The following is a 26463-nucleotide window of genomic DNA, read 5'->3' on the forward strand; positions in this document are numbered from 1 at the left end:
TCAGCGGGCTCGGCACCGCCTGCGGGATCACCTCCCGCCCCGGCTCCACCATCACCGTCCACCCCCGATGCGCCGGCTGTCACGGCCGCAGGACGGCCTTGATGACTCCGTCGACGCGCTGGTCGAAGGCCCGGAACAAGATGCTCCCGGCGCCGAACACCGCGACCGTCGCGCCCGCGGTCACCTGCGCCAACTCGGTCGCATGCCATCCGGTCACGAATGCGTCGGCCAGCAACACCAGATCGTCTTCACGATCGTCGCCCGGTTCCCCGGGCACCGGGATGCAGTTGGCGTCGGCGAAGGGCACCCTCGGCAGCTCGGCCTGCGCGCCGCGGTAAGGCCCCATGCCCGCGTAACCGTACGCCGCGCCGAAGCCGCCCGGGCGCACCCGCAGGCAGGCGGCCGACAGTCCCCGAGCGCAGTTGACGCACACTCCGCAGTACACGTGGGTCGGGATCACCACCCGGTCCCCGGGTTTGACCATCTCGACCGCGGAACCGGCCTGCTCGATGACGCCGAGAGGCTCGTGCCCCAGGATCAGGCCGGGCGTGGCTCCCGTGCGCCCGTCGTACATGTGCAGGTCGGTCCCACAGATCGCGCTCGAGCTGATCCGGACGACGACGTCTTCGGGTTCCTCGAGCACCGCGTCGGGGACGTCCTCGACCGCGACCGAGCGGGTGCCGGCGAAGACGACGGCCTTCATATCGGCTGCCCAGTGCCAGTGCTCATCCGTACCCCCGTCTCTCATCCGGCGACCGGCGGCCGCACTACACGCACCGCCCCCGTCATGCGCCCAGTTTTGACATAAATCAACATAAATCAACATAAACGTACTCGCTCGCTGGCCGCCCACGCGTACTCCGACGTAATTAGCGGGGAGATCCTGCCTCTCTCCCGCGACGAACAATGGACGCCGGCCGATTCCAACGCTGCTCGCCTGGCTCGTTCATGCCGCATGCGGTCTATCTGCACTCCGCGCTGGTCCAGGGCCGCGGGATGTCGGCCGATGCCGTCCGCAGGCAGCCCGGGCTCGTACGTCGCGCACTGCGCCTCGACTGCGTGCTCGCCCTGGGCATCGCCACCGGCGTCAACGTGTCGATGATCGCTCTGGGTGCCGGGTTCGGTGTCGCGACGGGCGGGACGTGGACCGGCGACCTTATCGACGCACACTCCGAGCTGGCCGGCCGGGTCGGCGGCTTCGCCGCCCTGGCGTTCGCCGTGGCACTACTGTCTTCCGGGATCTCGTCGGCCGGGGTCGGCACGTTGGCGGGGGATGTGGTCATGCACGGATTCCTCGGCTGGCGGGTGTCCCCCCACGTGCGCAGGGTCGTGACGATGGCGCCGTCCGTGCTGGCGTTGAGCATCGGCGTGCCCCTCACCGGCTTGCTGATCGCGAGCCAGGTGGTGATCTCGCTGGGGGTACCGGTGGCGTTGTTTCTCCTCGTCTGGTTCTGCCGGGACCGGGCGTTGATGGGCCCGCTCGTCAACGCCCCGCTCACCACGCGGGTCGCCGGGGTGACGGGCGCGATTGTGGCCGCGCTCGGCGTCTGCCTGCCGTTCACGCTCCTTTTCTGAAGCCCCCGTTCACTCCCGAAACAGCACGGAGGTCGCTGCCGGTCGCCCCTATGTCAGTCACCCGCGTCATTTATCCATCATGCCGATACAAAGGATGAGCTCGCATGCGCGACCGTACGTACAAGAACATTCCGCAGCCCCAACGAAACGGCCAGGGAGGCGTCGACACGGGCCCCGGAACATCGAGTTGGACATTCAGAATCCGGACCTGCTCACGCCGCCGGTCACCGGCCACGGCACCGTGCCCAACATGAAATTCTCCTTCTCCATGGCGCACATCCGGATCGAGGAGGGCGGATGGACCAGGGAGGTCACCGCGCGCGAATTGCCGATCGCCACCACGCCGGCCGGCGTCGACATGTACCTCAACCTGCGCGAGCAGAACCTCGGCCTGCGCGACATCGCCGCCCGGCTTGTCATCACCAAGGGCAAGAGGAAGGGCCGACATCCCTCACCCGCCACCGTTCTGCGCCTGCTACGCGAACGCGACGAACAACCCCAAATGCCGACCTCAACCACGGGGTGAACAGGCAGTTCTCCAAGGATCAGCGGCTCGGGGTGAACAGGCAGTTCTCCAAGGATCAGCGGCTCTTTGGCCCCTGGTCGTAGCTATAGGAGTTTCGACATCAAGTGGTTGGCCGCCGGTGCCGTGGGCTCCAATGCGTGGTCAGGCTTGGCCGGGCGCGCAGACGGTTTCGTGTGGCCGTCCGTCCTCGACCCTCGCGATGGGCTCGCCGATGAGATCTTGCAACGCGCTCTTCAGCGCGGTCCGAGCCGAGGGGGTGAGGTCGGCCAGGAGCCGGTCCTCTATTGCCTCGATGTTCCCGCGGGCGGCTTTGAGGGCACGGCTCCCCTCGGAGGTGACCTCGATGATGCGCGCCCTGCGGTCGGCGGGGTCCGGCCGGCGGCGCACCAGGCCGGCACTTTCCAGTTCGTCGAGGATGAGGACCAGCTTGCTCTTGTCGACCGACACGGCCTGGGCGAGGGCGAGCTGGGTGCGGGCGGGGGCTTCAACGATCGCCATCAACACCGTGTAGCCCCACAGAGTCATGCCGTGCTCACGCACGGCCGCGGTCTCCGCTGTGGCCAGGCCTTGCTTCAGCCGCGCGAACAGCCAATGCAGATCCCGGTGCAACCAGCTGCCGGGCGAGCCTTCGGGTGCGGGAGAGATGGCCATGGACAGCATGATAGCAAGCCAAGATGTTCTTGACTCGAAACCATCTTGCTCTATATTGATTGTGAATCCAGATCATCTTGAATGTGAGGCAACCCTGTGACGCATCTTCTGCATCTGGACGCCGGCGGACGCAGCGACTCGTTCTCGCGCAGGCTCGGCAAGACCTTCGTGGCCGACTGGCGGGCGACCCATCCCGATGGGGTCTACACCTACCGCGACCTGGTGGCGGACCCGGTGCCGCCCATCGACGAGGACCGTGTCCACCTCGCCACCCAGTCGTCCGTGAACGGGGTGCGCGACATCGAGGCCATGGACAAGGTGGCCGCCGGCGCCCCCGAGCCGGCCAGGAGCTGGGCAGCCACCCGCCCGCTGGTGGAGCAACTCCTCGCGGCAGACGTCCTGCTCCTGGGCGTTCCGATGTACAACTTCTCGGTGCCTGCCGCGCTCAAGGCCTGGATCGACCGCGTGACCCTTCCCTGGCTGCCGCTCAAGGGAAAGTCGGCCGTGGTGCTGAGTGCGCGCGGCGGGGGCTACGGGCCGGGAACGCCCCGCGAGCAGTTCGACTTCCAGGAGCCCTACCTGCGCGCTTACTTCTCCGTGCTCGGATTGGACGACGTGGAGTTCGTCCATGCCGAGTTCACGCATGCCACGGTCATGCCCTTCCTCGCGCAGTTCCGCGAGCAGCATGAGGCCTCCCACGCCGCGGCGCTCGACGCGGTGCACACCCTGGCGACCCGAGTGCGCGCCGCGACGCCGTCCTGAACGTGACTTTCTACCCGATCAGCGAAGACAAGAGGACAACCGCACCATGAACACAGATCTCAACGGCCGCGTGGTCCTGGTCACCGGCGCGTCGACCGGGATAGGAGCCGCGACCGCCCGCGCTTATGGGCGCGAAGGCGCTCGGGTGGCGATCACCTATCGGAACAACCCGGACAGCGCCGCAAAGGTGGCCGCCGACGTCGAGGCCTCCGGCGGGCAGGCGTACGTCGTCCGGCTCGACCTTGAAGACCTGCCGACCATTGACCACGCCGTCGCGAGCGTCGTCGAGCGCTGGGGCGGGATCGACGTCCTAGTCGCCAATACCGTGCGCTGGGGCGGCGACGGGCCGCCCGACCCCAGCATCCGGTTTGAGGACGTGCCGCTGCAGGAGTGGGACGCGATGATCAGTGCCAACCTGATCGGGGCAGCGGCCTCGGTCCGCGCGGTCCTGCCCAGCATGCGCGCCAGGGGCTGGGGCCGGATCGTGCTGATCTCCTCGAGTGTCGCGGAGGAGGGCCTGCCCGGGCCGGGCCCCTATGGGACCGCCAAATCGGGCCTGTACGGGCTCGCCCGCAGCCTGGCCTGGAACGGTGGCAGGGACGGCATCCTGGTCAACGTCGTGGCGCCGGGCTTCACCCTCACCGACAGCCGCCCCGACATTCCGGCGTTCGTCACCGATGCCCTCGCCGCCGCCACCCCCACTCACAGGCTCTCCCACTCCGACGATGTGGCCAACCTCATCGTCTTCCTGGGCTCGGGAGCCAACGGCAACCTCACCGGTGAGGTGATACGGGACGGCTCCGCCGCCGCACGCGCACCGCACATCGGCGGATAGCAGTTCAAACCTCGCACCACATGAATCCGCTCCCCGTCCGACCATGTGGGCGGGGAGCGGATTCTCACATGCCGCCCAGACCGACACCCGGGGCATCGTCGTCTGACGCGGACCCGAGTGGGGGGCCGCCCAGTGGTCGGACGGGCAGCGTTCAGAGCGTGTTTTTGAAGGCCGGAGCTATTGTGACCATGGTGATCACGATGAGTGCCGGGGACTTGGCCGTGGGGCGTTAGCGACAGTCGATGCGGGGGTGGTGAGTACTCCGCGCCCTCCTATCGGGTCTATTCCGTGTTGGCCTGGGGCGCACGGATGGGCGGACGACCGGTGGGGTTGTGCGCGGTCGGCGTGCCGGAACCCGACCAGCGACGGACCGCGGACGTCGTGCACTTCGTCGTCCATCCGGATGTCCGCCGGGCAGGTGTCGGGAGCCGACTCCTGGCCACGGCCACTGGCCACCTGGCCGGACTTGGTGTCCAGAAGATGACCGTCTTCACCTCCGGCCCTGCGGACGGCGCGGGAGCGGGGGATGCGTTCGCCGAGGCCACCGGGGCGGCGTGCATCCTGCGCTATCAGCGGCTGTCGCTGCGCATAGGCCCGACCAGGCCGGCCGCCGACAGCGATACCGGCGCCGGATGTGAACTACTGCATTGGCGGGACGGCGTCCCCGCAGAATATCGGGCGGCGTTTGCCGCGATGTCGTCCCGTCTGGCAGTCGAGGAGGCGGCGCGTTCGGGCAGCGACCAGGTGCCTGAGGACTTCGACGAGGACAAAATTCAAGAGCTTTACGCCGTCCTTCACGCATGGGGATATCGCACCTATTTGACCGCCGTACGGCATCGCGAGACCGGACTGCTGGTCGGATACTCGGCGCTCGGCATGGCCGACTCGCACCGGCGGCATGCGAGCCAGTGGGACACCATCGTGCTTCCGTCCCACCGAGGCCGGGGCCTGGGAGTGGTCCTCAAACGCGCGAATCTGTCGTGGACCGTTGAACACGAACCTGAGCTGGCGACCGTGACGACTTGGAACGCGATCGGCAACGCCGCAATGCTGCACGTCAACGAGTCCTTTGGGTTCCGTCTCGACCAGAGCGGAGCACGCCGGGAATGGATCCTGTGAAGTTGCCGGAGTACCGAAGCGCCGGTTGCCGCGGGCGACGATCCAGGCGACGGCGCGTTCGACGGGTGGGCGCCGGCGCCGGTGGTCGTTCTGCCAGTCCGGGTCGGTGGCGGCTTGGCGGCGGGCGGCGGCCTGCAGGTCATGGTGTGGGCGGATCTGCACCACGCGGCTGTTCTTGGCGGTGGTGCACCGCTCGTGCAGCGGGCAGCCGTCACATAGCCACGGGAAGCGGCGTCGGGCAGTGACGATCAGCAGGAACTGGTCAGCCGGCTCCTCAGGTGGTTCGGCTGAGCCCCATCACGCCAGGAGGGCGCGCCAGCGGTCGGCCGACTCGATCATGTCCAGGCTGATCTGCTCCAGGAACGCCCCTGCCTTGGCCAGCCGTTGCCCCACGGGGCTGTCGAGCCCGAACGTCTCGACTGCCGCCATCGTGGCCTGCGCCGTCTCGAGGGTCTGCCGCCTGCTGGTCACGATCGAGTTGTACCAGGCGTCGTCGTCCACCACGTAGATGTCGCAACGCCGCTGCGGATCGCGCTCGCGCCGGACGAACCCCTGCTCGACCAGGTAGTTCACGGCCACGGAGACGGAGGCCGGGCTGATCTTCAGTCTGCGGGTCAACTCGGCCGCGGTGCGCCTGCCCTCCTCAGACAGCAGCAGATCGAGGTGCACGCGCGGTCATCCTCGGCAGCCCCAACCTGACCGCCATCTCGACGAGCTCGTCTTCCGTGCGGCAGCCCGGCGATCCGGCCGCACGGGGCGGAGTCGGTGTGCCACGCCGCGCCCGCTGGATCGTCATCCGCACACCCCCGGTGAAGTTCCTGCACACCGAGATCCAGATCAAGCTCCTGGCCAACCGGAACCAGCCCGCCGGCGCCCGCCGCAGCGTGGTCATCGACGGCCCGCCAACCGTCGGCAAATCCACCCTGGTCAAGATGTTCGCCGCCGACTTCGAGCAGAATCTCCGCCGCAAGCACCCCGAGAACTTCCTCCCCAGCCGACGCGACGGCTACGTCGCCGACTACACCCCGGTCGTCTATCTCAGCATCCCCTCCCAGGCCACCCCCAAGGACCTGTCAGCGGCGTTCGCCGAATGGTTCGGCATTCCCCTCACCCGCAGCAACACCAAACGAAAGGTCACCGACCTGGTCCTCAAGGCACTCCGGGTCTGTGGCACCGAACTCGTCATCATCGACGACATCCACTACCTCCACCACCGCACCAGCGGCAGCATCGCCAGCCTGTCCGCCCTGATCCGCGAAGGCGCCATCCGCGCCATCCTCACCCAGGAAGAACGCCTCACCCGCGACATCCTCGACACCGTCGTCCTCGACCGCCGCGCCACCCGCAACTACGAGACCAACCGCGATCGCCTCCACCCCGAACCCACCCAGATCGGAGCGACAGCATGACCAATCGCAGGACGCCGAGTCCATCGCAAAGGAGTGGGCATCTGCCGACCTCGACAGCTTGCCAGCGAGGGCGACTATGACGATCATCATGCGCCGCTACACAGGGCCCGCCGACCTGCGTACGATGCAGGACCTGACACAACGCATGTGGTCGACCTCCGGTTCGCACCACGTCGGTGACCTGGCCTGGGGTCGCTTCATGTTCACCACACAGCAAGCCGACTGGCCGATCGCGCTCTGGGAGTCCCAGGGCAGAGTGGTCGCCTGGGCCTGGGCCCGACTGCCGGACGACCTACGGCTCGAGGTCGACCCGGCGCACTCTCAGTTGCTACCCGAGATCTTGAACTGGTTCGACCACCTGGCCGGCGACCACCCCCGCGAGATCAACCCCTTAGACGCCCAACCCGACCTGCACACCGCCCTGCTGCGGCACGGATACAAGCCCCAAGATGAAGCACCCTTCTTCGCCTACCACTCGCGCGACCTGACCGGCCTGCCCGAGCCGGTGCTGCCGGACGGATTCACCGCACGAGCCGTCCGCAGCGAGGAAGACCTGGACAGGCGAGTCGCGGTCCACCAAGCAGCTTGGAACTCCACCCGTGTGACGCTCGAGTCCTACCGCAACGTGATGGCCGCCTGGCCCTACCGGCCCGAACTGGACTGGGTCATCGAGGCCCCCGACGGCCGATTCGCGGCCAACTGCCTGATCTGGCATGACGACCTCCACCAGATCGGCCTCATCGAACCCGTCGGCACCCATCTCGACTTCCGCCGCCTCGGCCTCGCCCGAGCCGTCTGCACCGCTGCCCTCCACGCGCTGGCCGAGGAGGGCGGCAAGAACGCCATCGTCTACCCGCGCGGCGACGACGCCTATCCCGTGCCGCAGATCCTCTACCAGAGCATGGGTTTCCGCCTATACACCCGAACACGCACCTACCGGAAGAACGGCGCTGCAATCTCGCCCGCCACATGACGTCCCGGACAGTCCGCACTGGAGATTTCAGCGGGTGTGTCCAGTTTCTCCGCGCACAACACGGATGACGACGGCCCGCCCCGCGATGTCGCGGGGCGGGCCGTCACCGTTCCATCCCGCCTCGGCTCACCGGGCGGGACCCGGCACGGTCACTCCTCCTCTTCCTCGTCTTCGAAGATCTCGTCGACCACCTCGGCGGCCACGTAGCCGCCGACCAGGCCGGCCGCGCCGGCGGCCACCACCGCGCCCATTCCCGGACCACCGCGCTGCTCGTAGTGGCCGTGGTGGGAGTCGTGGTGACCACCCTGGTGGGCGTACGGGTCGTGGCCGCCGTAGTGGCCGCCGTAGTGGCCGCCGTCATGACCGCCGTAATGGGGCCGCTGGGACAGCGCGGCCAGCCAGCCGTTGATCTCAGCGGCCCAGTCGCGGTACGCGGCCTGGTCGTGACCGGTCTGCCAGCGGCCGAAGGCGTCGGTGCCGGATCCATGGTGGCCGCTGCGCTTGTCGGCCTCCACGATGATGTCCAGTCCGCCGGGGCCGGTGATGAAGGTCAGCTCGACCTCGTTGATCTGCCCGGAGTAGGCGGGTGGCGGGTAGAACTCGATCTCCTGGTAGAACGGCAGCCGCTGGCTCACGCCGTGGATGTGGCCATGCTCCAGGTCGGCGCTCTTGAAGTGGAAGCCGAGCTGGGAGAACGCCCGCAGGAACGCCTCCTGGGAGGCCAGCGGCTCGATCTCGACCGGATCCATGTCGCCCTTGTCGACCGCCGCGGCGATCGCCAGCTCGGTGCGCACTCCCATGCCCATGCCGTGCAGGTGCTGCCCGGCGATCTCGGTGATCGGCGCCTCCCAGGGGACCGGGAACTGGAAGGGGACGGTCTTGTCCTCTCCGCTGCGCAACCGGAACGGTCCAGAGACCTGTGTACGGTGAAGTTCCATCAGGCCGATCTGCTCACCCTCGCCGTGCTCGGATTCCACCCGGGTGACCAGTCCAAGCGCGATGTACTCGATGTCGGCGTCGAAGTCGCCGCCCTTGATCCTTACCTCGCCGCGTAGCAGCCCGCCGGGTTGCACGCGTGGGGTGGACAGGACGGTGTCCACCGACGGGGCCCCGACACCGAAGGCTCCCAGCATCCGTTTGAAGATCACGGCTTCCTCTCCTGCTTGTCGTTGAACCTGACCGAAGAGCAAACGATCACAGGGGGGGCGGGGTTCCCGACCCCTGACGCCGTCAGGCGGCGAAGCCGGTGATGTCGCGGTCGTGGTGGCGGTGGACGGCGATCGCCTCGATGAGGCCGTCGTCTCCGCTGACCACCCCCTGGGAGCCGGGGAGCGCCGCCGCCTCCAGCAGCGTCGCGCCCGAGCCGACCGCGCCGATGGCCTTACCGTGTTTGAAAGCCTCCCTGACGAAGTGGACGGCGTTCCCGACGGCGGACAGGGCCGCGCCGTCGGTCAGCAGGACCGCGTCGTAGAGCACCGAGGAGACCATCCCCAAAGAACGGTCCACGCTCAGCGGTCCGGTCTGGCCCTCGTGCGGCGCCAGCACCTCGCAGATCGCTCCCCGGTCTTCGAGCGCCTGCCGCACCGGGTTCAGGGCGTCCGCGTCGCCTCCGTCGGCCGCCAGGATCGCGACCTTGCGGGTGGCGATACCGGCCGGCGGCTGGGCGGGCGGCCTGGCTCAGCGCGGGAGAGGCCAGGTCATGACCGTCCTGGGCCGGCGGGACCGGCAGGCCCAGCCCCTGGGCCACCCGAGTGGCCAGGTCCGCGTGGACACCGGCGAGCTGGGCGAGGACGCCTTCCCTGACGGGCTTGCGCCGCACATGGCCCAGCTCGAACAGGAAGGCCGCGACGATGTGGTCGCGCTCCCAGCCCGACATGCTGTTCCAGAACATCCTGGCCTGGCCGTGGTGGTCGGCGAAGCTGGGACTGCGCTCGCGGATCTTCTGCCCGTCCACCCGTTCCTGGTAGTGGACGTAGCCGTCCCCGGCCATGGGACAGCCGCCGCTGATCGAGTTGATCGAGTAACTGGTGCGGGAGGTGTGGATGACGTCCTGGTGGTAACCGTCGCGCTGGTCGTTGTTCACCGTGACCACAGGCCGGTTGACCGGGATCTGCGCGAAGTTGGGGCCACCGAGCCTGATGAGCTGCGTGTCGAGATAGGAGAACAGCCTGGCCTGCAGCAGCGGGTCGTTGGTGAAGTCGATGCCCGGCACCACGTTGGCCACGTGGAAGGCGACCTGCTCGGTCTCGGCGAAGAAGTTGTCGGGGTTGCGGTCGAGCACCAGCGTGCCCACCGGGCGCAGCGGCACCACCTCCTCCGGGATGATCTTCGTCGCGTCCAGCAGGTCGAAGTCGAACTTGTGCTCCCGCTCCTCGGGCACGAGCTGCACGGCCAGCTCCCAGCGCGCCGGGGTACCGGCCTCGATCGTGTCCCACAGGTCACGCCGGTTGAAGTCGGGGTCGTTGCCCTGCAGGCGCAGCACCTCGTCCCACACCAGCGAGTGGGTGCCGAGCTCGGGCCGCCAGTGGAACTTGACGAACGTACCGTACCCTTCGGCGTTGACCAGCCGGAAGGTGTGCACTCCGAAGCCCTGCGTCATCCGGTAGCTGCGCGGGATGGCCCGATCACTCATCAGCCACATGACCATGTGCAGTGTCTCCGGCTGGAGCTGGACGAAGTCCCAGAACGTGTCGTGGGCCGACTGCGCCTGCGGGATCTCGTTGTGCGGCTCGGGCTTGACCGCGTGCACGAAGTCGGGGAACTTGATGCCGTCCTGGATGAAGAAGACGGGGAAGTTGTTGCCGACCAGGTCGAAGTTGCCCTGCTCGGTGTAGAACTTGGTCGCGAAACCGCGCACGTCCCGCACCGTGTCGGCCGAGCCGCGTGAGCCCGCCACCGTGGAGAACCTGACGAACACCGGCGTCGTGAGCGAGGTGTCGCACAGAAAACGCGCCGAGGTGAACTCCTGCGGCTCTTCGCCGTTTCCTCGCTTGACATATCCGTACTCCTGAGCGGCCGACCACTGGACAATCACCTGTTGCCCGGCCGCCGGGTGGATATACGCGCTGCTCAGCCTGGCCACGGTAAGGGAATGGGCCGATTTTCCCCGGGGAACGGCTCTGGCGGGGCGGAGGTGTCGCCCGCCGGTTCAGCGGCGGGCGAATGTCCTTCCGGCCGTCAGCGGGCGTGCTGGATGCGCCGTCCGGTGATCTCGCTGGGGATGATCCTGAGATAGAGCTCGCGGTCGCCGCCCGCCCAGGGCTGGACTCCCGAGGCGGATGCCTCGGCCTGCTCGTCGGCGGAGACATGGTGGGCGCCACCCCGGATGAGCACGCTCCATCCTTCGCGGGCGGTCTCGTCGATCCGATCGATCTCGAATGCGATCTTGAACTCGACGCCCCGGACGCCGGTGCGCAGGTTGCTGTCGAGGGGACCTCCGACAGCGGTGCGGACGATCACCGAGTTGTCGTGCAGTACGTAGTTGACCGGCAGGATCGTCAGTCCCGCGGGCTCTTCGAAGGCCACCCTGCCGACACCACCGGGAGCGATCAGCCGCAGGCACTCGTCGGCCTGCAGTTTCTCCAGGTGGGCGGGGGCGGGGTCGCCCGGGGTCGTCATATGTTCGGTCATCAAAATCTCCTGTGAGAACAAAACGATCAAAGGTTTGGCATCGTCGCACGCCGGGCGTCGTCAATCCGACCGTGTACGGGCTCCGCGGGTTCTTCGGCCACCGCCCCTCTCCCCTTCCGAAGGGAAAACAGTACCCGGTGGGGCAGCGGGCCGCCTCGGGCCGAACCACCCTCGCAGGGGATGTTCCCCTCAGCCGGTGTTCCACCACGGGCGGGGTACGAAGACGGGGCCGGAAGTCCCAGGTGGGCGGGTCTTTCGGCCGCTGCGGAGAACGGGGGGGAAGCGGTCTGATGGGGGGAGAGGCGCAAGGGGGAGAAGATGACAGCGCAGGTAGTGGCGGGCACGGAAGGCTCACCTTCCGCATGGGCCGCCGATGAGGCCATGCCGGGTTCGATGACGTGCCACACCCGGGGTGAGGCGTGATGGACGTGCAAAACCTCACGGTGGCGCGGGTGATGAGCCGGACGCTGGTCGTCGTCGAACCCGATGAGTCCCCGCTCATGGCCTGGGAGATCATGCGTCGCGCGGGTGTCCACCACCTGCCGGTCGTCGACCGGAACGGCTGCCTGCGCGGTGTTCTCACCTGGGAGGATCTCGCCGCCCGCTGGTCCGGCGGCCCGGCCGAGCAGTCACGCGCGCGAGTCCGCTCGCTGCTGGCCGAGCACCGCTGCCCGCACACCACCCTCGACGCGCGCCTGACCGACGCGGCGGCGGCCATGATCGGCGCCGGTGTCGACGCGATCCCCGTTCTGGGGGAGTCCAACAGGCTGGTGGGCATGGTGACCTCCACCGACGTGCTGCGGGCCGTGGCCGGCCGGATCACCGAAGAGGAGGGGCCGCCGGAGCTGATGACGGGAATGTTCCGTCTGGTCCCCGTCCTGCCCCGGTCCCGCGGGGCCGACGATCCCTTTACCCGTGACGGAGGCTGAGTCATGAGCGCTCACACCACCGAGGAGATCACCTCGGCGATCCGTACGGCGGTCGGGGCCGCCGTGTGGGCACCATCGGTGCACAACACTCAACCGTGGTCCTTCTCCATCGACGGTGAGGAGATCGCTCTGCGGGCCGACAGTGACAGGAGACTACGGCTCGGCGATCCCGAGGGCCGGGAAATGCTGATCAGTTGCGGTGCCGCCCTGATGAACGTGCGGCTCGCGCTGCGCAGGTTCGGCCGCGAACCGCAGGTGCGCGTGCTGCCCGACCCCGACCGTCCCGCTCTGCTGGCGACGGTACGGGTGGGGGCGGCCGTCGCCCCGGACGAGCACACCCGGTTGCTGCACGCCGAGATCGAACGCCGCCGCACCCACCGCGCCGGATTCACCGAGGTGCCCGTGGCGGACCGCCTCGTCGAGGCGTTCGTCTGCCAGGCGAGTGCCGAGGGGGCACGGCTGACGCCGGTCAGGTCCAAGGCCGCCGTCCGGGTGCTCGCCGCGCTCACCTGCGCCGCCGAGGACGTGCAGTCCCAGGACCGGCTGCTCACCCTGGAGATGATCCGCTGGGCCCAGCCGCCGGGAAGCCCCCGCAAAGACGGGGTTTCGGCGCAGGGCTACCCGCGCGAGCCCAGGCGGACCCATCCGCACTTCGCCCAGCGCGACTACACCCACGGTCACTCCTGGGGCAGCGACACCGACCAGTTCCTCTCCACATCCACCGGAACCGTGGCGGTGCTGACCACGCCGGGGGACTCCCGCGAGGACTGGGTCGCGGCGGGCCAGGCGCTGCAGCGTATCCTGCTGCACGCCTCCGCCTACGACATCAGCGCGGCCTTCCACACCCAGGCGCTGGAGATGTTCCACCTGCGGGAGTTCCTGCGGCAGGAACTGCTGTCCGGCGAGTACCCCCAGATGATCATGCGCCTGGGTTTCACCTCCGACGAGAGCGAGGGCGTCCGGCGGCCGGTCACCGATGTGCTGGAAGAACGCGGGCCGGGCTGACCCGAAGGACAGGGGCGGACAGGCGGGGACGGCCGGCGCTCTCACGGCTCGATCAGGCCCGCGCGGATGGCGTACCGGGTGAGGTCGAGCCGGTCGCGCATGCCGAGTTTCTGCAGGATGTTGGCCCGGTGCCGGTCGACCGTCTTCACGCTGATGAACAGGGTCTCGGCGATCTGCTTGGCCGAGTTGCCCTCGGCGATCAGTTTGACGATCTCCTCCTCGCGCGGGGTCAGGATGCTCTCCGGCATCGCCTCTCCCAGCCTGTCGCGCTGCAGGTAGTGCCGGATCAGGGCGGTGACGGCGCCCGGGTACAGGAACGGCTCGCCGCGCATCGCCGCCCTGCACGCCTCCAGCAGGTCGCGGTCGGCCACCGACTTCAGCACGTACCCAGAGGCCCCCGCCTTGAGCGCCTCGAAGAAGTACTGCTCGTTGTCGTACATCGACAGGATCAGCAGCCGGATGCCGGGCGCGCGCCGCGAGATCTCACGGGCCGCCTGCAGGCCGGTCATCCGCGGCATCGCGATGTCGAGGATCGCCAGGTCGACCGCCTCGGGTACGGCGGCCTCCACCGCCTCGGCGCCGTTGGCCGCCTCGGCCACCACGATGAGGTCGGGCTCGGCGTCCAGGATCAGCCGCAGCCCGCGGCGGACCAGGGCGTGGTCGTCGGCCAGCAGGATCCTCGTGGGGTTCATCGGCTTCCCTGCCTGTTCTCGGCCGGTACGGTGAGCCGGACGTCGGTGCCGCCGCCCTGCGGAGAGGTCACGCTCAGGCGGGCGCCGATGAGCATGGCGCGCTCGCGCATCCCGCGGATCCCAGCCCCGTCCTGACGCACGCCACCGCGGCCGTTGTCGGTGATGCGCAACTCCAGGCCGCTGGGCTCCGCTGTCAGGGCCAGTTCGACCCGGGAGGCGCAGGCGTGCCTGGCCGCGTTGGTCAGGCCCTCCTGGGCGATGCGGTAAAGGACCAGCTCGACGTCCTCGCTCAGCGAGGGCAGGTCTGGATCGACCCTGCGGGTCACGGGAACGCCGCTGCTCTGGGAGAAGTCGCTGCTCAGCGCGCTGAGGGCGCTCTGCAGGCCAAGGTCCTCCAGTACTCCTGGACGCAGGCGGCGGGCGACCTGCCCCACCTCGTCCAGGCTCGCGCGGACGCTCTCCTGCACCCCGCGCAACTCCTCGCGTAGATCGTCGGGTGCGCGGTCGGCGGCGTGTTTGAGGCTCAGCAGGACCACGGTGAGGCTCTGGCCGATCTCGTCGTGCAACTCGCGGGCGATGCGCCGTCGCTCGCCTTCCTGCGCGGCCAGGGCGTGGGCGCTGCTGGCGCTGTGCTCGGCCTCCAGCCGGTCCAGCATCGCGTTGAACGTGTCGATCAGGTGGGTCAGGTCGCCGTTGCCGTTGCTGGGCAGCCGGTCCAGCGGATGCAGCAGGTTCACCCGCTGCATCAGGGTCGTGAGCGCGTCGAGCGGGGCCAGGCTGGTGCGCAGGAGCAGCGCGTTGGCGGCCAGTATCAGCGCCAGGCCGACCGTCAGCACCGGGATCTCGGTCAGCAGCACCGGCGAGGACACGGTGGCGGGGGAGAGGGCGAGCACCAGCGTGCCGACCGTGAAGACCAGCCCGTTGATCGCGAACAGGCGTTTGAACAGGATGCGCACCGGACTGCGCGCTCCTGCCGTCTTGTCGGGGCGCTCGCTCATCTCATCAGCCTCCCGGTCGCCGAACGGCCTGTCCATGGGGGGCGTCTCCCATCTTTCCGCGTCGCTTCTGCATGTTCCACCCCTGATCAGATGGGTGCCGGCCCCGATGGTGGCAGGGGGACGGCGCCGATGGGATGGAGGGGCGGCGGACACCAACAGGGGCGAGGTGCGACTCCAGGAGGACCTGATCCGCCGGGCGGAACGCCTCGCCTCGTGACCGCGGCTTCGAGTGGAAGGGAGTGACCACCGATATGAACATCACACGTACGACCGTGCCCGGTGAAGGGGTCCTGTTCCACTTCGCCACCCGAGACGGCCAGAACCTGGCGGTCCTGGTGGACAGGAACGGATCCCGGCGGATCTTGGTGTACGGCGGGGGCGACGAGCCCTCGCAGGCCATCCACCTGGCGCAGGACGAGGCCGATCAGGTCGCCCAGGTCCTGCACAGCCGGTCGGTGGACGACAGGCTCGCCACCCTCGAACAGCGGCTGGCCGAGATCACCGGAGGCGCACGGTGAGCACACCACCCGCCGTGCGCCATCTCACCCGACAGGAAGGTGCCATGCAAGCGCGCGACATCGCGGTGAGCCTTCCGACGGTCACCACGAGTGACTCCGTCGCGAAGGCGGTACGGGTCATGGTGATAGGTCGCCTGCCCGGACTCATCATCGTGGACGACCGCTCGCGGCCCAAGCTGGTACTTCCGGGCACCCAGGTGCTGCGGCTGGCCGTGCCCGGCTCCTACCAGGAGGATCCCGCGCTGGCCAGGACCATCGACGAGGCCTACGCGGACCGGTTCTGGCAGGACCTGGGCAATCGCACGGTCGGTGACTGCCTGCCGCGCGAGCACGCCAGGCCGGTGACCGTCCCGGTGGACGCGAACCTGCTTGAGGTGGCCGCGCTGATGGCCAGGATACGCAGTCCGATCGTGGCCGTGGTGGAACGGGACGGCTCGCTGGCAGGGGCGATCACCCTGGAGCGGCTCCTCACCAGCCTGGCCGTCTTCGGCCTCGGTGAGTCTTGAGCGCGCTGCTCGCCCTAGGGATCTTCCTCGTCGCGTTCTTCTTCATCGCCACCGAAAAGGTGGACAAGGTCAAGGTGGTCCTTGTCGCCGCGGGCGCGATGGCGGTTCTGGGGCTGATACCGGGCTCCGAGGTGTTCTTCTCCGAGCACGAGGGCATCGACTGGAACGTCATCTTCCTGCTACTCGGGATGATGGTCATCGTAGGGATCGTCAAGCAGACGGGGATCTTCGACTACCTGGCCATCTGGGCGGCGAAGCGTTCCAAAGGCGATCCCTACCGGCTCATGGTCATGCTGATGGTGATCACCGCCGTCGCCTCGCCCTTCCTTGACAACGTCACCACCATCATGCTGGTGGCGCCGGTCACGGTGGTCGTGTGCGACCGGCTGCGGATTCCGGCCCAGCCGTACCTGATCGCGGAGGTGCTGGCCTCCAACATCGGCGGCGCGGCGACCCTCATCGGGGACCCGCCCAACATCATCATCGGCAGCAGGGCGGGGCTGACGTTCAACGACTTCCTGGTGCACATGGCGCCCGTCGTGGTCGTCATCTTCGTCGCCTTCGTGCTGCTGACCAGGGTGCTGTTCAAAGGGTCCTTCCAGTACAACCCCGAGCGCGTCGCCGCGGTGATGGCGCTGCAGGAGCGGCGGGCGATCACCGACCCCAAGCTGCTCGTACGGTGCCTGGCGGTGCTCGCCGCGGTGGTGGCCGGGTTCGGGCTGCACGCGGTGCTGCACATCGAGCCGTCCATCGTGGCGCTTGTGGGGGCGGGAGTGATGCTCCTGCTGTCGCGGATCTCGGTCTCCGAGGTGCTGGCGGAAGTCGAGTGGCCGACGCTGGTGTTCTTCATGGGACTGTTCGTGATGGTCGCGGGTCTGGTCGAGACCGGCGTGATCGCGACGGTGGGGACGTGGGCGATCGAGGCGGTCGGCGACGACTACTTCCTCGCGGCGACATCGCTGCTGTTCGGCTCCAGCGTGCTGGGGGCGTTCTTCGACAACATCCCGTATGTCGCGACGATGGCGCCGGTCGTCGAGGGGATCGTGGCGCAGGCCCCCGACGCGGCGACCGGACAGGCGCTGTGGTGGGCGTTCGCGCTGGGCGCCGACTTCGGTGGCAACGGTACGGCGGTGGCGGCCAGCGCGAACGTGGTCGCGATCGGGATCGCGGCGCGGACGGGTCACCCGATCAGTTTCTGGCAGTTCACCAGGTACGGAATCGTGGTGACGGTGCTGAGCACGCTCATGGCCTGGGCGTACGTCTGGCTGCGCTACTTCATGTGACCGAGGTGAGAGTGCCGCCGCGTTCGAACCGGCGAGCGTCGGCTGAACGGCACCCCGGCCGGGGGAGACAGCTGTGTTCTCCTGGCCGGGGTGCCGGCCGGCAGGACGGTGCGGAGCGAGGGCTCAGGCCCGGCGCACGTGCGAAGAAGGGCGCGGGACGACGGCCACGGGCGTGTGGGCGTGGGGGAGCAGGCCGTGCACCGTCGATCCGAGAATCCTCATCGGGCCGGGGGCGCCCACGACGACCAGTTCGGCGGAGACAGAGGCGTCGATGAGCGCTCTGGCCGGATGCTCGTGCACCACCTGCTCGACGAGGGGCACGTCGGGGAACCTCTCCCGCCAGCCGCCGATGGACTCGGCCAGCAGACGCGCCTCCTCCTGACCGACGGCTTCGACGTCGAAGACGAGCGGTTGCATGTCGCCGGGTGCCCTGAGGGCCGGATGGGTCCAGGCGTGCACCGTCCGCAGGGGCAGGCCGCGCAGCGTGGCCTCGCGGAAGGCGAACTCCAGGATGTGCTCCTGGCCGGGGTGTCCGGTGACGCCGGCGACGATCTCAGTGCCGTGCTCGGTGCGGGGTTCGCCCACGACCACCACCGGGCAGGGGGATCGGTCGGCGAGGGTACGGCTGACCGAGCCCAGCAGCAGCCCGGCGAATCCGCCGAGACCCCGGCTGCCGACAACGATCATTTGTGCGGTCTCGGCCGCGGCGATGATCGCCTCCGCGGTGGCGCCGTCGGCGATCTCGGTGCTGACCGTCACGGTGGGGGCGTCGGCATGGGCCTGCTCGGAGGCCTGGCGCAGTAGTTTCCGGGAGGCGGACTCCGCCGACGGCCCCCAGTGGGCAGGCTGCGGGACGAGAGGGACGTCGTAGGCCCAGCGGAGAGTGACGTGCACGATGTGCAGCGGCGCGTTCCGTAAGGCGGCCTCCCGCGCGGCCCAGGCCACGGCCCGGAGTGAGGAGGCCGAGCCGTCGACGCCGACGACGATGGGCTCTGTCATGGTCACCACCTTGGGACTGGAGTCGGGCCGAGCCCGTATGGGGGCTATGTACCCGCCTGGCGCGGCTGTGCTCTTTTGACCTTCAGGGGCGCGTCTTCGCTGGTCCGGCACTTGCCGATCCTGATGTGGGGGTACACCGGGTGCGCGAGCGCCCGCCCCGTGCCGGGGTGCGAGACTTCGCAGTATGGGGGAGTTCGAGCCCGGCGCGTTGATACCGCACATGCGGCTGGACGAGCTGCTGGCGGAACTGAGGGTGCGTCTGGAGGCGGTGCTCGCCACCCGTGACCGGGTGCACGCGCTGCTGGACGCGGTCGTCTCCGTGGGCGGAGAACTTGATCTGGAGACCGTGCTGCGCCGGATCGTGGAGGCCGCCATCCCCCTTGTCGACGCCACCTACGGTGCCCTGGGCCTGATCGGTGAGGAGAACACGCTGGTCCAGTTCGTCCCGGTGGGGTTGAGCGAGAAGGAGATCGCCGGCATCGAGCACTGGCCGCGCGGCCTGGGCCTGATCGGTCTGCTGATCAAGCAGCCGCAGTCGCTGAGGCTGGCTCACATCTGTGATCATCCGGAGTCGTACGGTTTTCCCCCCGGCCATCCACCGATGGGGTCGTTTCTGGGGGTGCCGATCCGGGTGCGTGGGGAGGTTTTCGGAAATCTTTACCTCACCGAGAAGCGTGGGGGAGGAGAGTTCGACGCCGAGGACGAGGCGATCGTGACCGCGCTGGCCACCGCCGCCGGGGTCGCCATCGAGAACGCCCGGCTGTATGAGGACAGCCGGCGGCGTGAGATGTGGCTGCAGGCCTCGGCGGAGGTCACCACCAGCCTGCTGTCGGGGGCCGAGCCGGAGATGGTGCTCGCGTTGATCGCGCGGCGGGCGCGGCAGATGGCCGATGCCGATCTTGTCGCGGTCCTGTTGCCCGACGAGGGCGGGCAGGTCCTGCGGGTGGTTCTCGCCGACGGGCCGGACGGCGACCAGGCGGTTCATGCGGAGACGTCTGTCGCCGACTCCCTTGCCGGTCTGGCCTTCACCAGCGGTGAGCCGCGTATGGTCGCCGATTCGGCCGAGGCGGAGATTCCGATGATGCTCGCCGAGCATGTCTCGCTGGGTACGGTGGCCGCGGTGCCGATCGGCGCGGCGGGAGGGGTGCGGGGCGTGCTGTTGCTGGGTAAGCAGCCGGGCCGTATCCCGTTCGGTCAGGCGGGGTTGCGCACCCTGCACTCCTTCGCCGGGCAGGCCGCGGTCGCCCTGGAGTTGGCGGAAAGGCGGGTGGACGCCGAGCGGCTGAGCCTGCTGGAAGATCGTGACCGGATCGCCAAGGATCTGCACGATGTGGTGATCCAGCGGTTGTTCGCCATCGCCATGACGCTGATGGGCGTTGCGCGGTTCGTGGAGCGGTCTGAGGCCTCGGACCGGCTACAGAACGCGATCGACGAGTTGGACGGGACCATCCGGCAGATTCGCTCGACCATCTTCGCCCTGCAGACCCCGCACCAGGAAGGTGATCGCGGTCTGCGTGCGCAGATCGTGGAACTGGTCGAGGACGCCCGGGCCCACCTGGGTTTCATGCCGGGTCTGGTGATGGAGGGCCCGCTGGACGGCGGCGTGCCGGAACAGGTCGCGGAGCATCTGCTGGCCGTTGTGCGGGAGGCTCTGTCCAACATCGTGCGCCATGCCAGGGCCTCCAGGGCCGGGGTGACGGTTGAGATCGAGGGCGATCGGCTCGTCCTGACCGTGGCGGACGACGGGGCCGGGTTGCCCGGGGAGTGCAGGCGCAGCGGGTTGCGTAATCTCAAGGAACGGGCCGAGCGGCTCGGTGGTTCCTTCTCGGTGGAATCCTCCCCGGAGGCGGGGACCCGCCTGATCTGGAGCGCGTCCCTCACCTAGCCGAAGGCCCGCTCATTCGGGGCGGTTGTTCTTCAGCCGTGTCACCAGGGCGGCGGCCTGGGTACGGCGCTGCATGTTCAGTTTGGACAGCAGGTTGGAGACGTAGTTCTTGACCGTTTTCTCGGCGAGGTACATCCGTTCGCCGATCTGCCGGTTGGTCAGGCCCTCGCCGATCAGTTCCAGGATGTGGCGTTCCTGATCCGACAGGGCGGCCAGGGGGTCTTTTCTGACGGCCTGTTCGCGTAGTCGCGCCAGCATGGCCGAGGTCGTCTGCGGGTCCAGCATCGACTCGCCGCCCGCCACCGTGCGTACGGCGCCGACCAGGTCTGATCCGTGGATCTGTTTGAGCACGTAGCCGGAGGCGCCGGCCATCACGGCGTTGAACAGGGCTTCGTCGTCGGCGAAGGAGGTCAGCATCAGGCAGGCCAGTTCCGGCATTCTGGAGCGGACCTCGCGGCACACGTCCACCCCGTTGCCGTCGGGCAGGCGTACGTCCAGGACCGCGACGTCCGGCCGTAGCGCCGGGATACGGGCCACCGCCGACTCGGCGGTTCCCGCCTCGCCGATCACCTCGATGTCGCCTTCGGACTCCAGCAGCGCGGCCACACCGCGCCGTACCACTTCGTGATCGTCGACCAGGAACACGCGAATCATGTTCTGAAGGTTAGCCTTTCCGGTGTGTCGGATGCAGGGATCAAGGTGCCGATTGTCAGCATCGGGCAAATTCGGGGGCGATGACCGGTGATCAGGTCTTTGCCGCGAACAGGCAGGCCACTCCCGCCATCGCTCCCAGGTGGATCCCCTCGGAGGTGGTCCCCGCCTGGAGGTCCTTCACATCATTGTTCAGCGCCTCCACCAGGAAGGGGTGCGAGGCGCCGGGGCGCAGGCGTGCCAGCACTCCGGCGTGGACGACGGCGCTCAGCGTCGAGCCGTGGCAGGTGCGGGCCAGGTAGTAGTCCACGGTGCGCCTGGCCATCTCGGCGTTCCATTCGTAGCCGAGACCGGTCAGGATCTCGTCGAGCCCTTCCTCGCCGAGCAGGTGGAAGAGCATGAGCACGTCGGCCTGCTTGGAGGCCTTGTACCGGTTTGGTGTGTCGCCTTCGGCGTCGAGGATGCGGTCCAGCCGCCGGATGTCCCCGTACTCGCGCCGGTAGGCGGCCCAGTCCAGTTCCTCCAGGCCCGCGTATCCCTCGAACTGGCTGATCACTCCGTCGTGGAAGTCCACCCGCATCCGCCGGGTCATGCCGGTGAACAGTTCGATCTCCTGCTCGCCGACCTCCTCGGCGCCGACCAGGCCGATCATGTCCAGGACCCGGCGCATCAGCCATGCGGTCATGACGTTGGTGTAGGCGTTGTTGTCCAGGCCGGGCTCGGTGCGGTCGGGGTAGCCGTCGTGATACTCGTCCGGGCCCATCACGCCGCGGATCGCGTAGCGTCCCTTCTCGCAGGTCGCGAGTGAGGCGAAGAAGCGGGCCACCTCCAGGAGCAGTTCGCCGCCGAAGCCCGCGAGGAAGGCGGTGTCCTTCGTCGCCTGGTAGTGCTGCCACACGTTGAAGGCGATGGCCAGGCCGACATGGCGCTGCAGGTGCGAGCGGTCGGACAGCCAGCGGCCGGAGCGGGGGTTGAAGTGCAGGTGCGGTGTCTCCTCCCGGCCGTCGCTTCCGCTCTGCCAGGGAAACATCGCTCCGGCGTATCCGGCGGCACGGGCGGCCCAGCGTGCCTCGGGCAGGCGGCGCCACCGGTACCTGAGCAGTGCCCGGGTGATCTCCGGCAGGCGCGGGGCGAGGAAGGGGACGACGAACAGGTCGTCCCAGAAAACGTGGCCTCGGTAGGCCTCGCCGTGCAGGCCCCGGGCGGGCAGCCCGGTGTCGAGTTCCGCGATGTGCGGGGAGGCCGTCTGCAGCAGGTGGAAGACGTACAGGTTGAGGATCTGCTGCACCTCGGTGTCCTCGGCGGTGACGTGCGCCCGCTGCCACAGCCGGTCCCAGGCCCGTACGTGCCGCTTGAGGAGGGTGGAGAAGCCGCCCGCGCGCACGACGGCGCTTCTCGCGGCGGCCTCGCTCTCGGCGATGGCCCTGTCCCGGGAGGTGTAGAGGGCCACGATCTTCTCCACGGCGACCTCGTCGCCGGCTTTCACCTCGACGGCCCGCTCGTCGCCCACCCAGCCCTCCTCGACGCCGGTACGGCGGTGCCCGTCGGCCAGTGCGGTGCGGGCGGCGAGTGCGATCTCCACGCGGGAGGTGGCGGTGCGGGTCAGCAGTTCGATCACGCCGTGGGCGGCGTGCCCGCAGATCGGGACGAGATGCCGGTCGGCCAGATCGCGGTAGCGGGCGACTCCGGCGTTGGTGACACGCCCGTCCAGTGCCGAGCGGATCTCCAGCAGCCCGTGCCAGTTCTCCGGAACGATCGTCATGGTGAGAGCGGCCAGGTGCGGGTCGTCCATCGAGACCAGACGGTGCTGCTCCACCCGGGTGATCCGGCCGTGGGAGTCGCGTACCCGCAGGAACCGGCTGAGAGTTCCCTGGCGCATGTCGAGCGTGTGGCGATGGGCCAGGATCTCGGCGTGTCCTGGGGCGAACCAGTCGCCACCGTCGGCGCGGAAGGTCAGGGGCAGCCAGTTCGGCACGTTGACGAGGTCCTCGTTCTTCACCGGGTGGCCCGCGACCTGGGAGACGAGCCGGTCGTAGCAGCCGGCGACGTAGGTGCCGGGATAGTGCACCCCGTCGGCGTGTGACTCCGGTACGGCGCCCCTGGTGGCGAAGTAGCCGTTACCGAGCGTCGTCAGCGCCTCTCGCACCCCCTCCCGGGCGGGGTCGAAGCCGTCATAGGTGAGGAGCCAGGGGTTCACGTCTTCTCCCGTAAAATCGTGGTTGTGCCGGATCGGCGACGACGAGGCCGGCGACGACGAGGCCGGCGCCGGTCGATGCCGGTGACGGGACCGGAGCGGACTGCCCTGACTGCCGGGAGAGTCATTGGGTACCCCCTTCCACCCGGACGGTACGGCAGTGTTCACGGTCCTCTTAGGGCTGATCGGCCCTATGGTTCAGGGACCTTCGTCCGAAGATCGGCTCTTCTCGCCGGGGAGAGGACGAAGGTCCCCGTGCCCGGGGACGATCGTCCCTGGGGAAACCGTCCGTGCCGCGATCCGATGGGCAGCGGGGGAAAGTGATGACCGAATCGATCACTGTCGGAACGGATGGCTCGGCTGCCGCCGCAGTGGCCCTGGAATGGGCGGTCGACGACGCCGTCCGCAGGGGGGTGTCCCTGAGGATCGTGCACGCCATGGACCGCTGGCCATCCGACCTGGTCGAGTTCCCCCTGCCGGGGCGGCCCGGCCGGCTGGCGCGCTTCGGCGAACAGGTGCTCACCGAAGCGGCCAAGGCGGCGACGGAACGGGGGCCGGATGTCCGGGTGACCACCGAGCTGATCGAGGGAACGCCGTCCGAGGTTCTGTGCGGGCAGGCGGAAACGGCGGTCGAACTGGTGGTCGGCAGTCGCGGCCTGGGCGGTTTCGCCGGGTCGCCGCTCGGCTCGGTCCCCGTCCGGGTGGCGGGTCACGTACCCGGCGCCGTGGTGGTCGTCAGGCGGGGTTTCGCCGAGGCGCACGGTGAGGTGGTCGTGGGCGTCGACGGTTCCACCGAGTGCGAACCCGCTCTCGGGTTCGCCTTCGAGCAGGCCGCGTTACGCGGCTGCGGGTTGCGCGCGGTCTACGCCTGGCAGGCGGGCGGGGACACCGATGAGATCCGGCGGGCACAGCGCCGGGTGGCCGAGGACCGGCTCGCCGGCTGGCGGGAACGGTTCCCCGCCGTCGAGGTCGTCCCGGATGTGACGCGCGCGCGCCCGGTGCCGACACTGCTGGCCGCCTCGGCGCGGGCGGACCTGCTCGTCGTGGGCTCTCGCGGTCTCGGCGCCGTCGGAGCGATCCTGCTGGGATCGGTCAGCCGTGAGATTCTCCACCATGCTCGCTGTCCTGTGGCGGTTGTCGGATCAACGTCCGGTGACCGGCGGTTTCGGGGGTAGGAGACCTTCAACGGCTCTGGCCGCAGGGGCGGCCAGAGGTTCGAAAGGGGAATATTGTGATCTTGGTGGGAGTCGACGGCTCGCAGGCCGCGCTTGAGGCCGTGAGCTGGGCCGTACGGGAGGCCCGGCTACGCGGTGCCGAGTTGCGCGTGGTGCACGCCATGGTGGCCTGGCCGTTGGAGATGACCGAGGACGCCCCGTACGCCGACGTGGGCCGGTGGATGCGCGATGGGGCCATGTCCATGCTGACGGACGCGCTGGACCGGGCCCGCGAGAAGGACGGGCGTGTCAAGGTGGAGCCGCTGCTGCTGCCGGGCGACCCCAGGGACGTCCTGATCGAGGCCGCGAAGGACGCCGACCTCCTGGTGGTCGGCAGTCACGGGCGGGACGGTTTCTCCGGCATGCTGCTGGGATCGGTCGCGCTGGGCGTGACCGGACACAGCGCCTGCCCGGTCGCCGTCATCCGGAAGGCGCCCGAGCGGTCACACGCCGGGGTGGGCGAGGTGGTCGTCGGAGTCGACGGCTCCGCGGCAGGTGCGTCCGCCATCGAGTTCGCCTTCGCCGAGGCATCCCTGCGCGGCGCCGGCCTGCGGGCGGTGCACGCTTGGAACCGGCCCGTCGGTGGGCCGTTCCAGGCGTCTGCCGAGGAGACGGCCGAGGGCGAGCGGCGACTGCTGGCCGAGGCGCTGGCGGGCCGGGGCGAGCGTCATCCGGATGTCAAGGTCACCGAGCAGGTGGAGCGCGGGCATCCGGTGGAGGTTCTGAAGAACGCCTCGGCACACGCCGACCTGCTGGTCGTGGGGTCACGCGGCCGCGGGAACCTGGCGGGGCTGCTGCTGGGCTCGGTCAGCCACTCGCTGCTGCAGCACGCCGCCTGCCCGCTGGTCGTGACACCCGCCACGGCGGCACCCCGGCGCGCCTGATCGGACAGCCGTTGACGGCTGTATCCGCCCGCCGGCGGCGAGCGACAAGGCTGTATCCGCCCGCCGGCGGCGAGCGACAACGGCACGATGCGGTGGTTCCCTGGCATCGGGGCAGGAAGACGGGGTTTCACCCCCCGGTGTCTTTGATGTCGGAACGCCGGCCGGTTCCGTCGCGGAGTGACGAAAGGCCCTGCCATCACGTGGGCCGGTAGGGACTTCCGGCCCTGGGGCCGCAGGTTTGACGGAGGTCGGATAGGAGAGAAGGAGGACTTATGTCTAGTCTGATCATCGTTGGGGCCGACGGTTCCACCACCGCGACCGCTGCCATCCAGTGGGCGGCCGACGACGCCGCCCGCATGGGCCTGCCGTTGCGCATCGTCACCGCCGTGCAGCGCTGGCCGAACGACATCCCCAAGTTCCCCGCTCCCGAGTGGGAGGACGCGGTGACCGAGTCCGCCCAGAAGGTGCTGGCCGCCGCGGAGGAGACGGCCCGCTCCGGGCAACCTGCCATCGAGGTGACCACCGCGCTGGTCGAGGGACCGCCGGCGCTGGTCCTGCGCGAGCAGGAAAAGGACGCCACGGAGATCGTCGTCGGGACCAGAGGCCTCGGCGGGTTCGCCGGAGCCGTGATCGGCTCGGTCGGCATCCACGTCGCCGGTCATGTGCGCTGCCCGGTCGTCGTCGTCCGTCCCGGCCAGACCGGGGTACACGGCGAGATCACGGTCGGCCTCGACGACTCCGACGCCTGCGAGCCCGCCCTCGCCTACGCCTTCGAGCAGGCCAGGCTGCGCGGCAGCACCCTGCGCGCCCTCTACGCCTGGCAGGTGCCCGTGCACATCTACGCCCCGGAGATCGTCTATGACATGGACGAGTTCCGCGCCGCCCATCACCGGGTCGTGACGGACCGGCTCGCCGCGTGGCGAGAGAGGTACCCCGGGGTGAAGGTGATCGAGGACGTGCGCCGCGCCCACCCGGTCGAGGCGCTCAGCGACGCCTCCGATACCTGTGACCTGATCGTCGTCGGCTCCCACGGCCGCGGCGCCCTCGGCTCGCTGTTCCTGGGCTCGGTCAGCCGGGGCGTTCTGCATCACGCCCGCTGCTCCGTCGCCGTCGTCAGGTCGTAGCCGGATACGACCGGGGCATCCCCGTGCCGGATAGGCCGAAGGTCCCATGAACGCGATGACTTTCGCAGCCCGGGCGCGAGCCGTACGGCACTGCGGAGCGG

Annotated in this window: 26 protein-coding genes and 2 pseudogenes; 16 read left to right on the top strand and 12 right to left on the bottom strand. The window is 69.0% G+C overall.

What is annotated here, in order from left to right:
- Positions 1 to 79 precede the first annotated feature (79 nt).
- Positions 80 to 703: an alcohol dehydrogenase catalytic domain-containing protein gene (locus tag OG884_RS34290; RefSeq protein WP_326639800.1), complete on the bottom strand. Its 624-nt coding sequence runs from the start codon at positions 701 to 703 to the stop codon at positions 80 to 82.
- A gap of 245 nt (positions 704 to 948) precedes the next feature.
- Between OG884_RS34290 and OG884_RS34295 the strand changes: the two genes are divergently transcribed.
- Entirely contained in the window at positions 949 to 1575 is a 627-nt protein-coding gene (locus OG884_RS34295) for an Nramp family divalent metal transporter (protein ID WP_326639802.1), read from the top strand.
- Positions 1576 to 1762: 187 nt separating this feature from the next.
- The gene (locus OG884_RS34300) at positions 1763 to 2101 is read left to right on the top strand and encodes a hypothetical protein (protein ID WP_326639804.1); all 339 of its coding nucleotides are present in this window, start codon (positions 1763 to 1765) and stop codon (positions 2099 to 2101) included.
- Between the two features lie 141 nt (positions 2102 to 2242).
- Here OG884_RS34300 and OG884_RS34305 read toward each other — a convergent pair whose 3' ends face one another.
- On the bottom strand, positions 2243 to 2752 hold the full coding sequence (locus OG884_RS34305; protein WP_326639806.1) for a MarR family winged helix-turn-helix transcriptional regulator: 510 nt from the start codon (positions 2750 to 2752) through the stop codon (positions 2243 to 2245).
- Between the two features lie 96 nt (positions 2753 to 2848).
- Here OG884_RS34305 and OG884_RS34310 point away from each other — a divergent pair, with 96 nt between their 5' ends.
- The 3 genes from OG884_RS34310 (at position 2849) to OG884_RS34320 (ending at position 5468) form a co-directional block, all read left to right on the top strand.
- A complete protein-coding gene (locus tag OG884_RS34310) occupies positions 2849 to 3514 on the top strand; it encodes an FMN-dependent NADH-azoreductase (protein ID WP_326639808.1) in 666 nt (221 codons plus the stop codon).
- Between the two features lie 46 nt (positions 3515 to 3560).
- Positions 3561 to 4349 (top strand): SDR family NAD(P)-dependent oxidoreductase, encoded by a 789-nt coding sequence (locus OG884_RS34315; protein WP_326639810.1) that lies wholly within the window; start codon positions 3561 to 3563, stop codon positions 4347 to 4349.
- A gap of 288 nt (positions 4350 to 4637) precedes the next feature.
- Complete coding sequence (locus OG884_RS34320) at positions 4638 to 5468, top strand: GNAT family N-acetyltransferase (protein ID WP_326639812.1); 831 nt, start codon at positions 4638 to 4640, stop codon at positions 5466 to 5468.
- A gap of 24 nt (positions 5469 to 5492) precedes the next feature.
- On the opposite strand, the pseudogene OG884_RS37750 reads toward OG884_RS34320, so the two are convergent.
- Both OG884_RS37750 and OG884_RS34325 read right to left on the bottom strand, forming a co-directional pair.
- Positions 5493 to 5723, bottom strand: a pseudogene (locus OG884_RS37750) (transposase); the annotation flags it as partial.
- Positions 5724 to 5765: 42 nt separating this feature from the next.
- Entirely contained in the window at positions 5766 to 6137 is a 372-nt protein-coding gene (locus OG884_RS34325) for a GbsR/MarR family transcriptional regulator (RefSeq protein ID WP_326639813.1), read from the bottom strand.
- 98 nt (positions 6138 to 6235) lie between these two features.
- Here OG884_RS34325 and OG884_RS34330 point away from each other — a divergent pair, with 98 nt between their 5' ends.
- Entirely contained in the window at positions 6236 to 6877 is a 642-nt protein-coding gene (locus OG884_RS34330) for an ATP-binding protein (protein WP_326639815.1), read from the top strand.
- 88 nt (positions 6878 to 6965) lie between these two features.
- A complete protein-coding gene (locus tag OG884_RS34335; protein ID WP_326639817.1) occupies positions 6966 to 7850 on the top strand; it encodes a hypothetical protein in 885 nt (294 codons plus the stop codon).
- Between the two features lie 149 nt (positions 7851 to 7999).
- Here the strand turns inward: OG884_RS34335 and OG884_RS34340 are convergent, their stop codons facing one another.
- The 3 genes and pseudogenes from OG884_RS34340 to OG884_RS34350 all read right to left on the bottom strand — a co-directional run bounded on the left by OG884_RS34340 (position 8000) and on the right by OG884_RS34350 (position 11480).
- Positions 8000 to 8998, bottom strand: coding sequence for a sporulation protein (locus OG884_RS34340; RefSeq protein WP_326639819.1), 999 nt, complete (start codon positions 8996 to 8998; stop codon positions 8000 to 8002).
- A gap of 82 nt (positions 8999 to 9080) precedes the next feature.
- A pseudogene (locus OG884_RS34345) lies at positions 9081 to 10881 on the bottom strand (catalase); the annotation flags it as partial.
- 146 nt (positions 10882 to 11027) lie between these two features.
- A complete protein-coding gene (locus OG884_RS34350) occupies positions 11028 to 11480 on the bottom strand; it encodes a pyridoxamine 5'-phosphate oxidase family protein (RefSeq protein WP_326639821.1) in 453 nt (150 codons plus the stop codon).
- 422 nt (positions 11481 to 11902) lie between these two features.
- Here OG884_RS34350 and OG884_RS34355 point away from each other — a divergent pair, with 422 nt between their 5' ends.
- Both OG884_RS34355 and OG884_RS34360 read left to right on the top strand, forming a co-directional pair.
- Positions 11903 to 12409 (top strand): CBS domain-containing protein, encoded by a 507-nt coding sequence (locus tag OG884_RS34355; protein ID WP_326639823.1) that lies wholly within the window; start codon positions 11903 to 11905, stop codon positions 12407 to 12409.
- Between the two features lie 3 nt (positions 12410 to 12412).
- Complete coding sequence (locus OG884_RS34360; RefSeq protein WP_326639825.1) at positions 12413 to 13414, top strand: Acg family FMN-binding oxidoreductase; 1002 nt, start codon at positions 12413 to 12415, stop codon at positions 13412 to 13414.
- A 41-nt stretch (positions 13415 to 13455) separates the two neighbouring features.
- Here the strand turns inward: OG884_RS34360 and OG884_RS34365 are convergent, their stop codons facing one another.
- Positions 13456 to 14106, bottom strand: a complete 651-nt coding sequence (locus OG884_RS34365; RefSeq protein WP_326639827.1) for a response regulator transcription factor — start codon at positions 14104 to 14106, stop codon at positions 13456 to 13458.
- Positions 14103 to 15140: a HAMP domain-containing sensor histidine kinase gene (locus OG884_RS34370; protein ID WP_326639829.1), complete on the bottom strand. Its 1038-nt coding sequence runs from the start codon at positions 15138 to 15140 to the stop codon at positions 14103 to 14105. The genes OG884_RS34365 and OG884_RS34370 overlap by 4 nt, the downstream gene beginning before the upstream one ends.
- 215 nt (positions 15141 to 15355) lie before the next feature.
- Here OG884_RS34370 and OG884_RS34375 point away from each other — a divergent pair, with 215 nt between their 5' ends.
- From OG884_RS34375 to OG884_RS34385, 3 genes are read left to right on the top strand one after another with little or no spacing between them, the layout of a single operon-like run.
- A complete protein-coding gene (locus tag OG884_RS34375; RefSeq protein ID WP_326639831.1) occupies positions 15356 to 15622 on the top strand; it encodes a hypothetical protein in 267 nt (88 codons plus the stop codon).
- Between the two features lie 44 nt (positions 15623 to 15666).
- Complete coding sequence (locus OG884_RS34380; protein ID WP_326639833.1) at positions 15667 to 16128, top strand: CBS domain-containing protein; 462 nt, start codon at positions 15667 to 15669, stop codon at positions 16126 to 16128.
- The gene (locus tag OG884_RS34385) at positions 16125 to 17411 is read left to right on the top strand and encodes an ArsB/NhaD family transporter (RefSeq protein ID WP_326639835.1); all 1287 of its coding nucleotides are present in this window, start codon (positions 16125 to 16127) and stop codon (positions 17409 to 17411) included. Before OG884_RS34380 ends, OG884_RS34385 begins: the two co-directional genes overlap by 4 nt.
- Positions 17412 to 17534: 123 nt before the next feature.
- On the opposite strand, the gene OG884_RS34390 is transcribed toward OG884_RS34385, so the two are convergent.
- Complete coding sequence (locus OG884_RS34390) at positions 17535 to 18410, bottom strand: universal stress protein (protein ID WP_326639837.1); 876 nt, start codon at positions 18408 to 18410, stop codon at positions 17535 to 17537.
- 184 nt (positions 18411 to 18594) lie between these two features.
- Between OG884_RS34390 and OG884_RS34395 the strand changes: the two genes are divergently transcribed.
- A complete protein-coding gene (locus tag OG884_RS34395) occupies positions 18595 to 20295 on the top strand; it encodes a sensor histidine kinase (protein WP_326639839.1) in 1701 nt (566 codons plus the stop codon).
- Positions 20296 to 20307: 12 nt separating this feature from the next.
- Here OG884_RS34395 and OG884_RS34400 read toward each other — a convergent pair whose 3' ends face one another.
- Entirely contained in the window at positions 20308 to 20949 is a 642-nt protein-coding gene (locus OG884_RS34400) for a response regulator transcription factor (RefSeq protein ID WP_326639842.1), read from the bottom strand.
- A 91-nt stretch (positions 20950 to 21040) separates the two neighbouring features.
- Entirely contained in the window at positions 21041 to 23143 is a 2103-nt protein-coding gene (locus tag OG884_RS34405; protein WP_326639844.1) for a glycoside hydrolase family 65 protein, read from the bottom strand.
- 320 nt (positions 23144 to 23463) lie between these two features.
- Between OG884_RS34405 and OG884_RS34410 the strand changes: the two genes are divergently transcribed.
- The 3 genes from OG884_RS34410 to OG884_RS34420 all read left to right on the top strand — a co-directional run bounded on the left by OG884_RS34410 (position 23464) and on the right by OG884_RS34420 (position 26362).
- Positions 23464 to 24315 (top strand): universal stress protein, encoded by an 852-nt coding sequence (locus OG884_RS34410; protein ID WP_326639846.1) that lies wholly within the window; start codon positions 23464 to 23466, stop codon positions 24313 to 24315.
- 56 nt (positions 24316 to 24371) lie between these two features.
- Entirely contained in the window at positions 24372 to 25238 is an 867-nt protein-coding gene (locus OG884_RS34415; protein ID WP_326639848.1) for a universal stress protein, read from the top strand.
- A 272-nt stretch (positions 25239 to 25510) separates the two neighbouring features.
- Positions 25511 to 26362, top strand: a complete 852-nt coding sequence (locus OG884_RS34420) for a universal stress protein (RefSeq protein WP_326639850.1) — start codon at positions 25511 to 25513, stop codon at positions 26360 to 26362.
- Positions 26363 to 26463: the final 101 nt, after the last annotated feature.

It is taken from the genome of Streptosporangium sp. NBC_01755 (genome assembly GCF_035917995.1).
In the GTDB taxonomy this organism is placed as follows: domain Bacteria; phylum Actinomycetota; class Actinomycetes; order Streptosporangiales; family Streptosporangiaceae; genus Streptosporangium.

Bases quoted from the DNA above. Each gene is read 5' to 3' on its own strand.
- OG884_RS34360 (WP_326639825.1), top strand. From the start codon at position 12,413: ATGAGCGCTCACACCACCGAGGAGATCACCTCGGCGATCCGTACGGCG.
- OG884_RS34350 (WP_326639821.1), bottom strand. From the start codon at position 11,480: ATGACCGAACATATGACGACCCCGGGCGACCCCGCCCCCGCCCACCTG.
- OG884_RS34420 (WP_326639850.1), top strand. From the start codon at position 25,511: ATGTCTAGTCTGATCATCGTTGGGGCCGACGGTTCCACCACCGCGACC.
- OG884_RS34290 (WP_326639800.1), bottom strand. From the start codon at position 703: ATGAAGGCCGTCGTCTTCGCCGGCACCCGCTCGGTCGCGGTCGAGGAC.
- OG884_RS34355 (WP_326639823.1), top strand. From the start codon at position 11,903: ATGGACGTGCAAAACCTCACGGTGGCGCGGGTGATGAGCCGGACGCTG.
- OG884_RS34315 (WP_326639810.1), top strand. From the start codon at position 3,561: ATGAACACAGATCTCAACGGCCGCGTGGTCCTGGTCACCGGCGCGTCG.
- OG884_RS34410 (WP_326639846.1), top strand. From the start codon at position 23,464: ATGACCGAATCGATCACTGTCGGAACGGATGGCTCGGCTGCCGCCGCA.
- OG884_RS34400 (WP_326639842.1), bottom strand. From the start codon at position 20,949: ATGATTCGCGTGTTCCTGGTCGACGATCACGAAGTGGTACGGCGCGGT.
- OG884_RS34335 (WP_326639817.1), top strand. From the start codon at position 6,966: ATGCGCCGCTACACAGGGCCCGCCGACCTGCGTACGATGCAGGACCTG.
- OG884_RS34305 (WP_326639806.1), bottom strand. From the start codon at position 2,752: ATGGCCATCTCTCCCGCACCCGAAGGCTCGCCCGGCAGCTGGTTGCAC.
- OG884_RS34395 (WP_326639839.1), top strand. From the start codon at position 18,595: ATGGGGGAGTTCGAGCCCGGCGCGTTGATACCGCACATGCGGCTGGAC.
- OG884_RS34375 (WP_326639831.1), top strand. From the start codon at position 15,356: ATGAACATCACACGTACGACCGTGCCCGGTGAAGGGGTCCTGTTCCAC.
- OG884_RS34390 (WP_326639837.1), bottom strand. From the start codon at position 18,410: ATGACAGAGCCCATCGTCGTCGGCGTCGACGGCTCGGCCTCCTCACTC.
- OG884_RS34380 (WP_326639833.1), top strand. From the start codon at position 15,667: ATGCAAGCGCGCGACATCGCGGTGAGCCTTCCGACGGTCACCACGAGT.
- OG884_RS34295 (WP_326639802.1), top strand. From the start codon at position 949: ATGCCGCATGCGGTCTATCTGCACTCCGCGCTGGTCCAGGGCCGCGGG.
- OG884_RS34365 (WP_326639827.1), bottom strand. From the start codon at position 14,106: ATGAACCCCACGAGGATCCTGCTGGCCGACGACCACGCCCTGGTCCGC.
- OG884_RS34370 (WP_326639829.1), bottom strand. From the start codon at position 15,140: ATGGACAGGCCGTTCGGCGACCGGGAGGCTGATGAGATGAGCGAGCGC.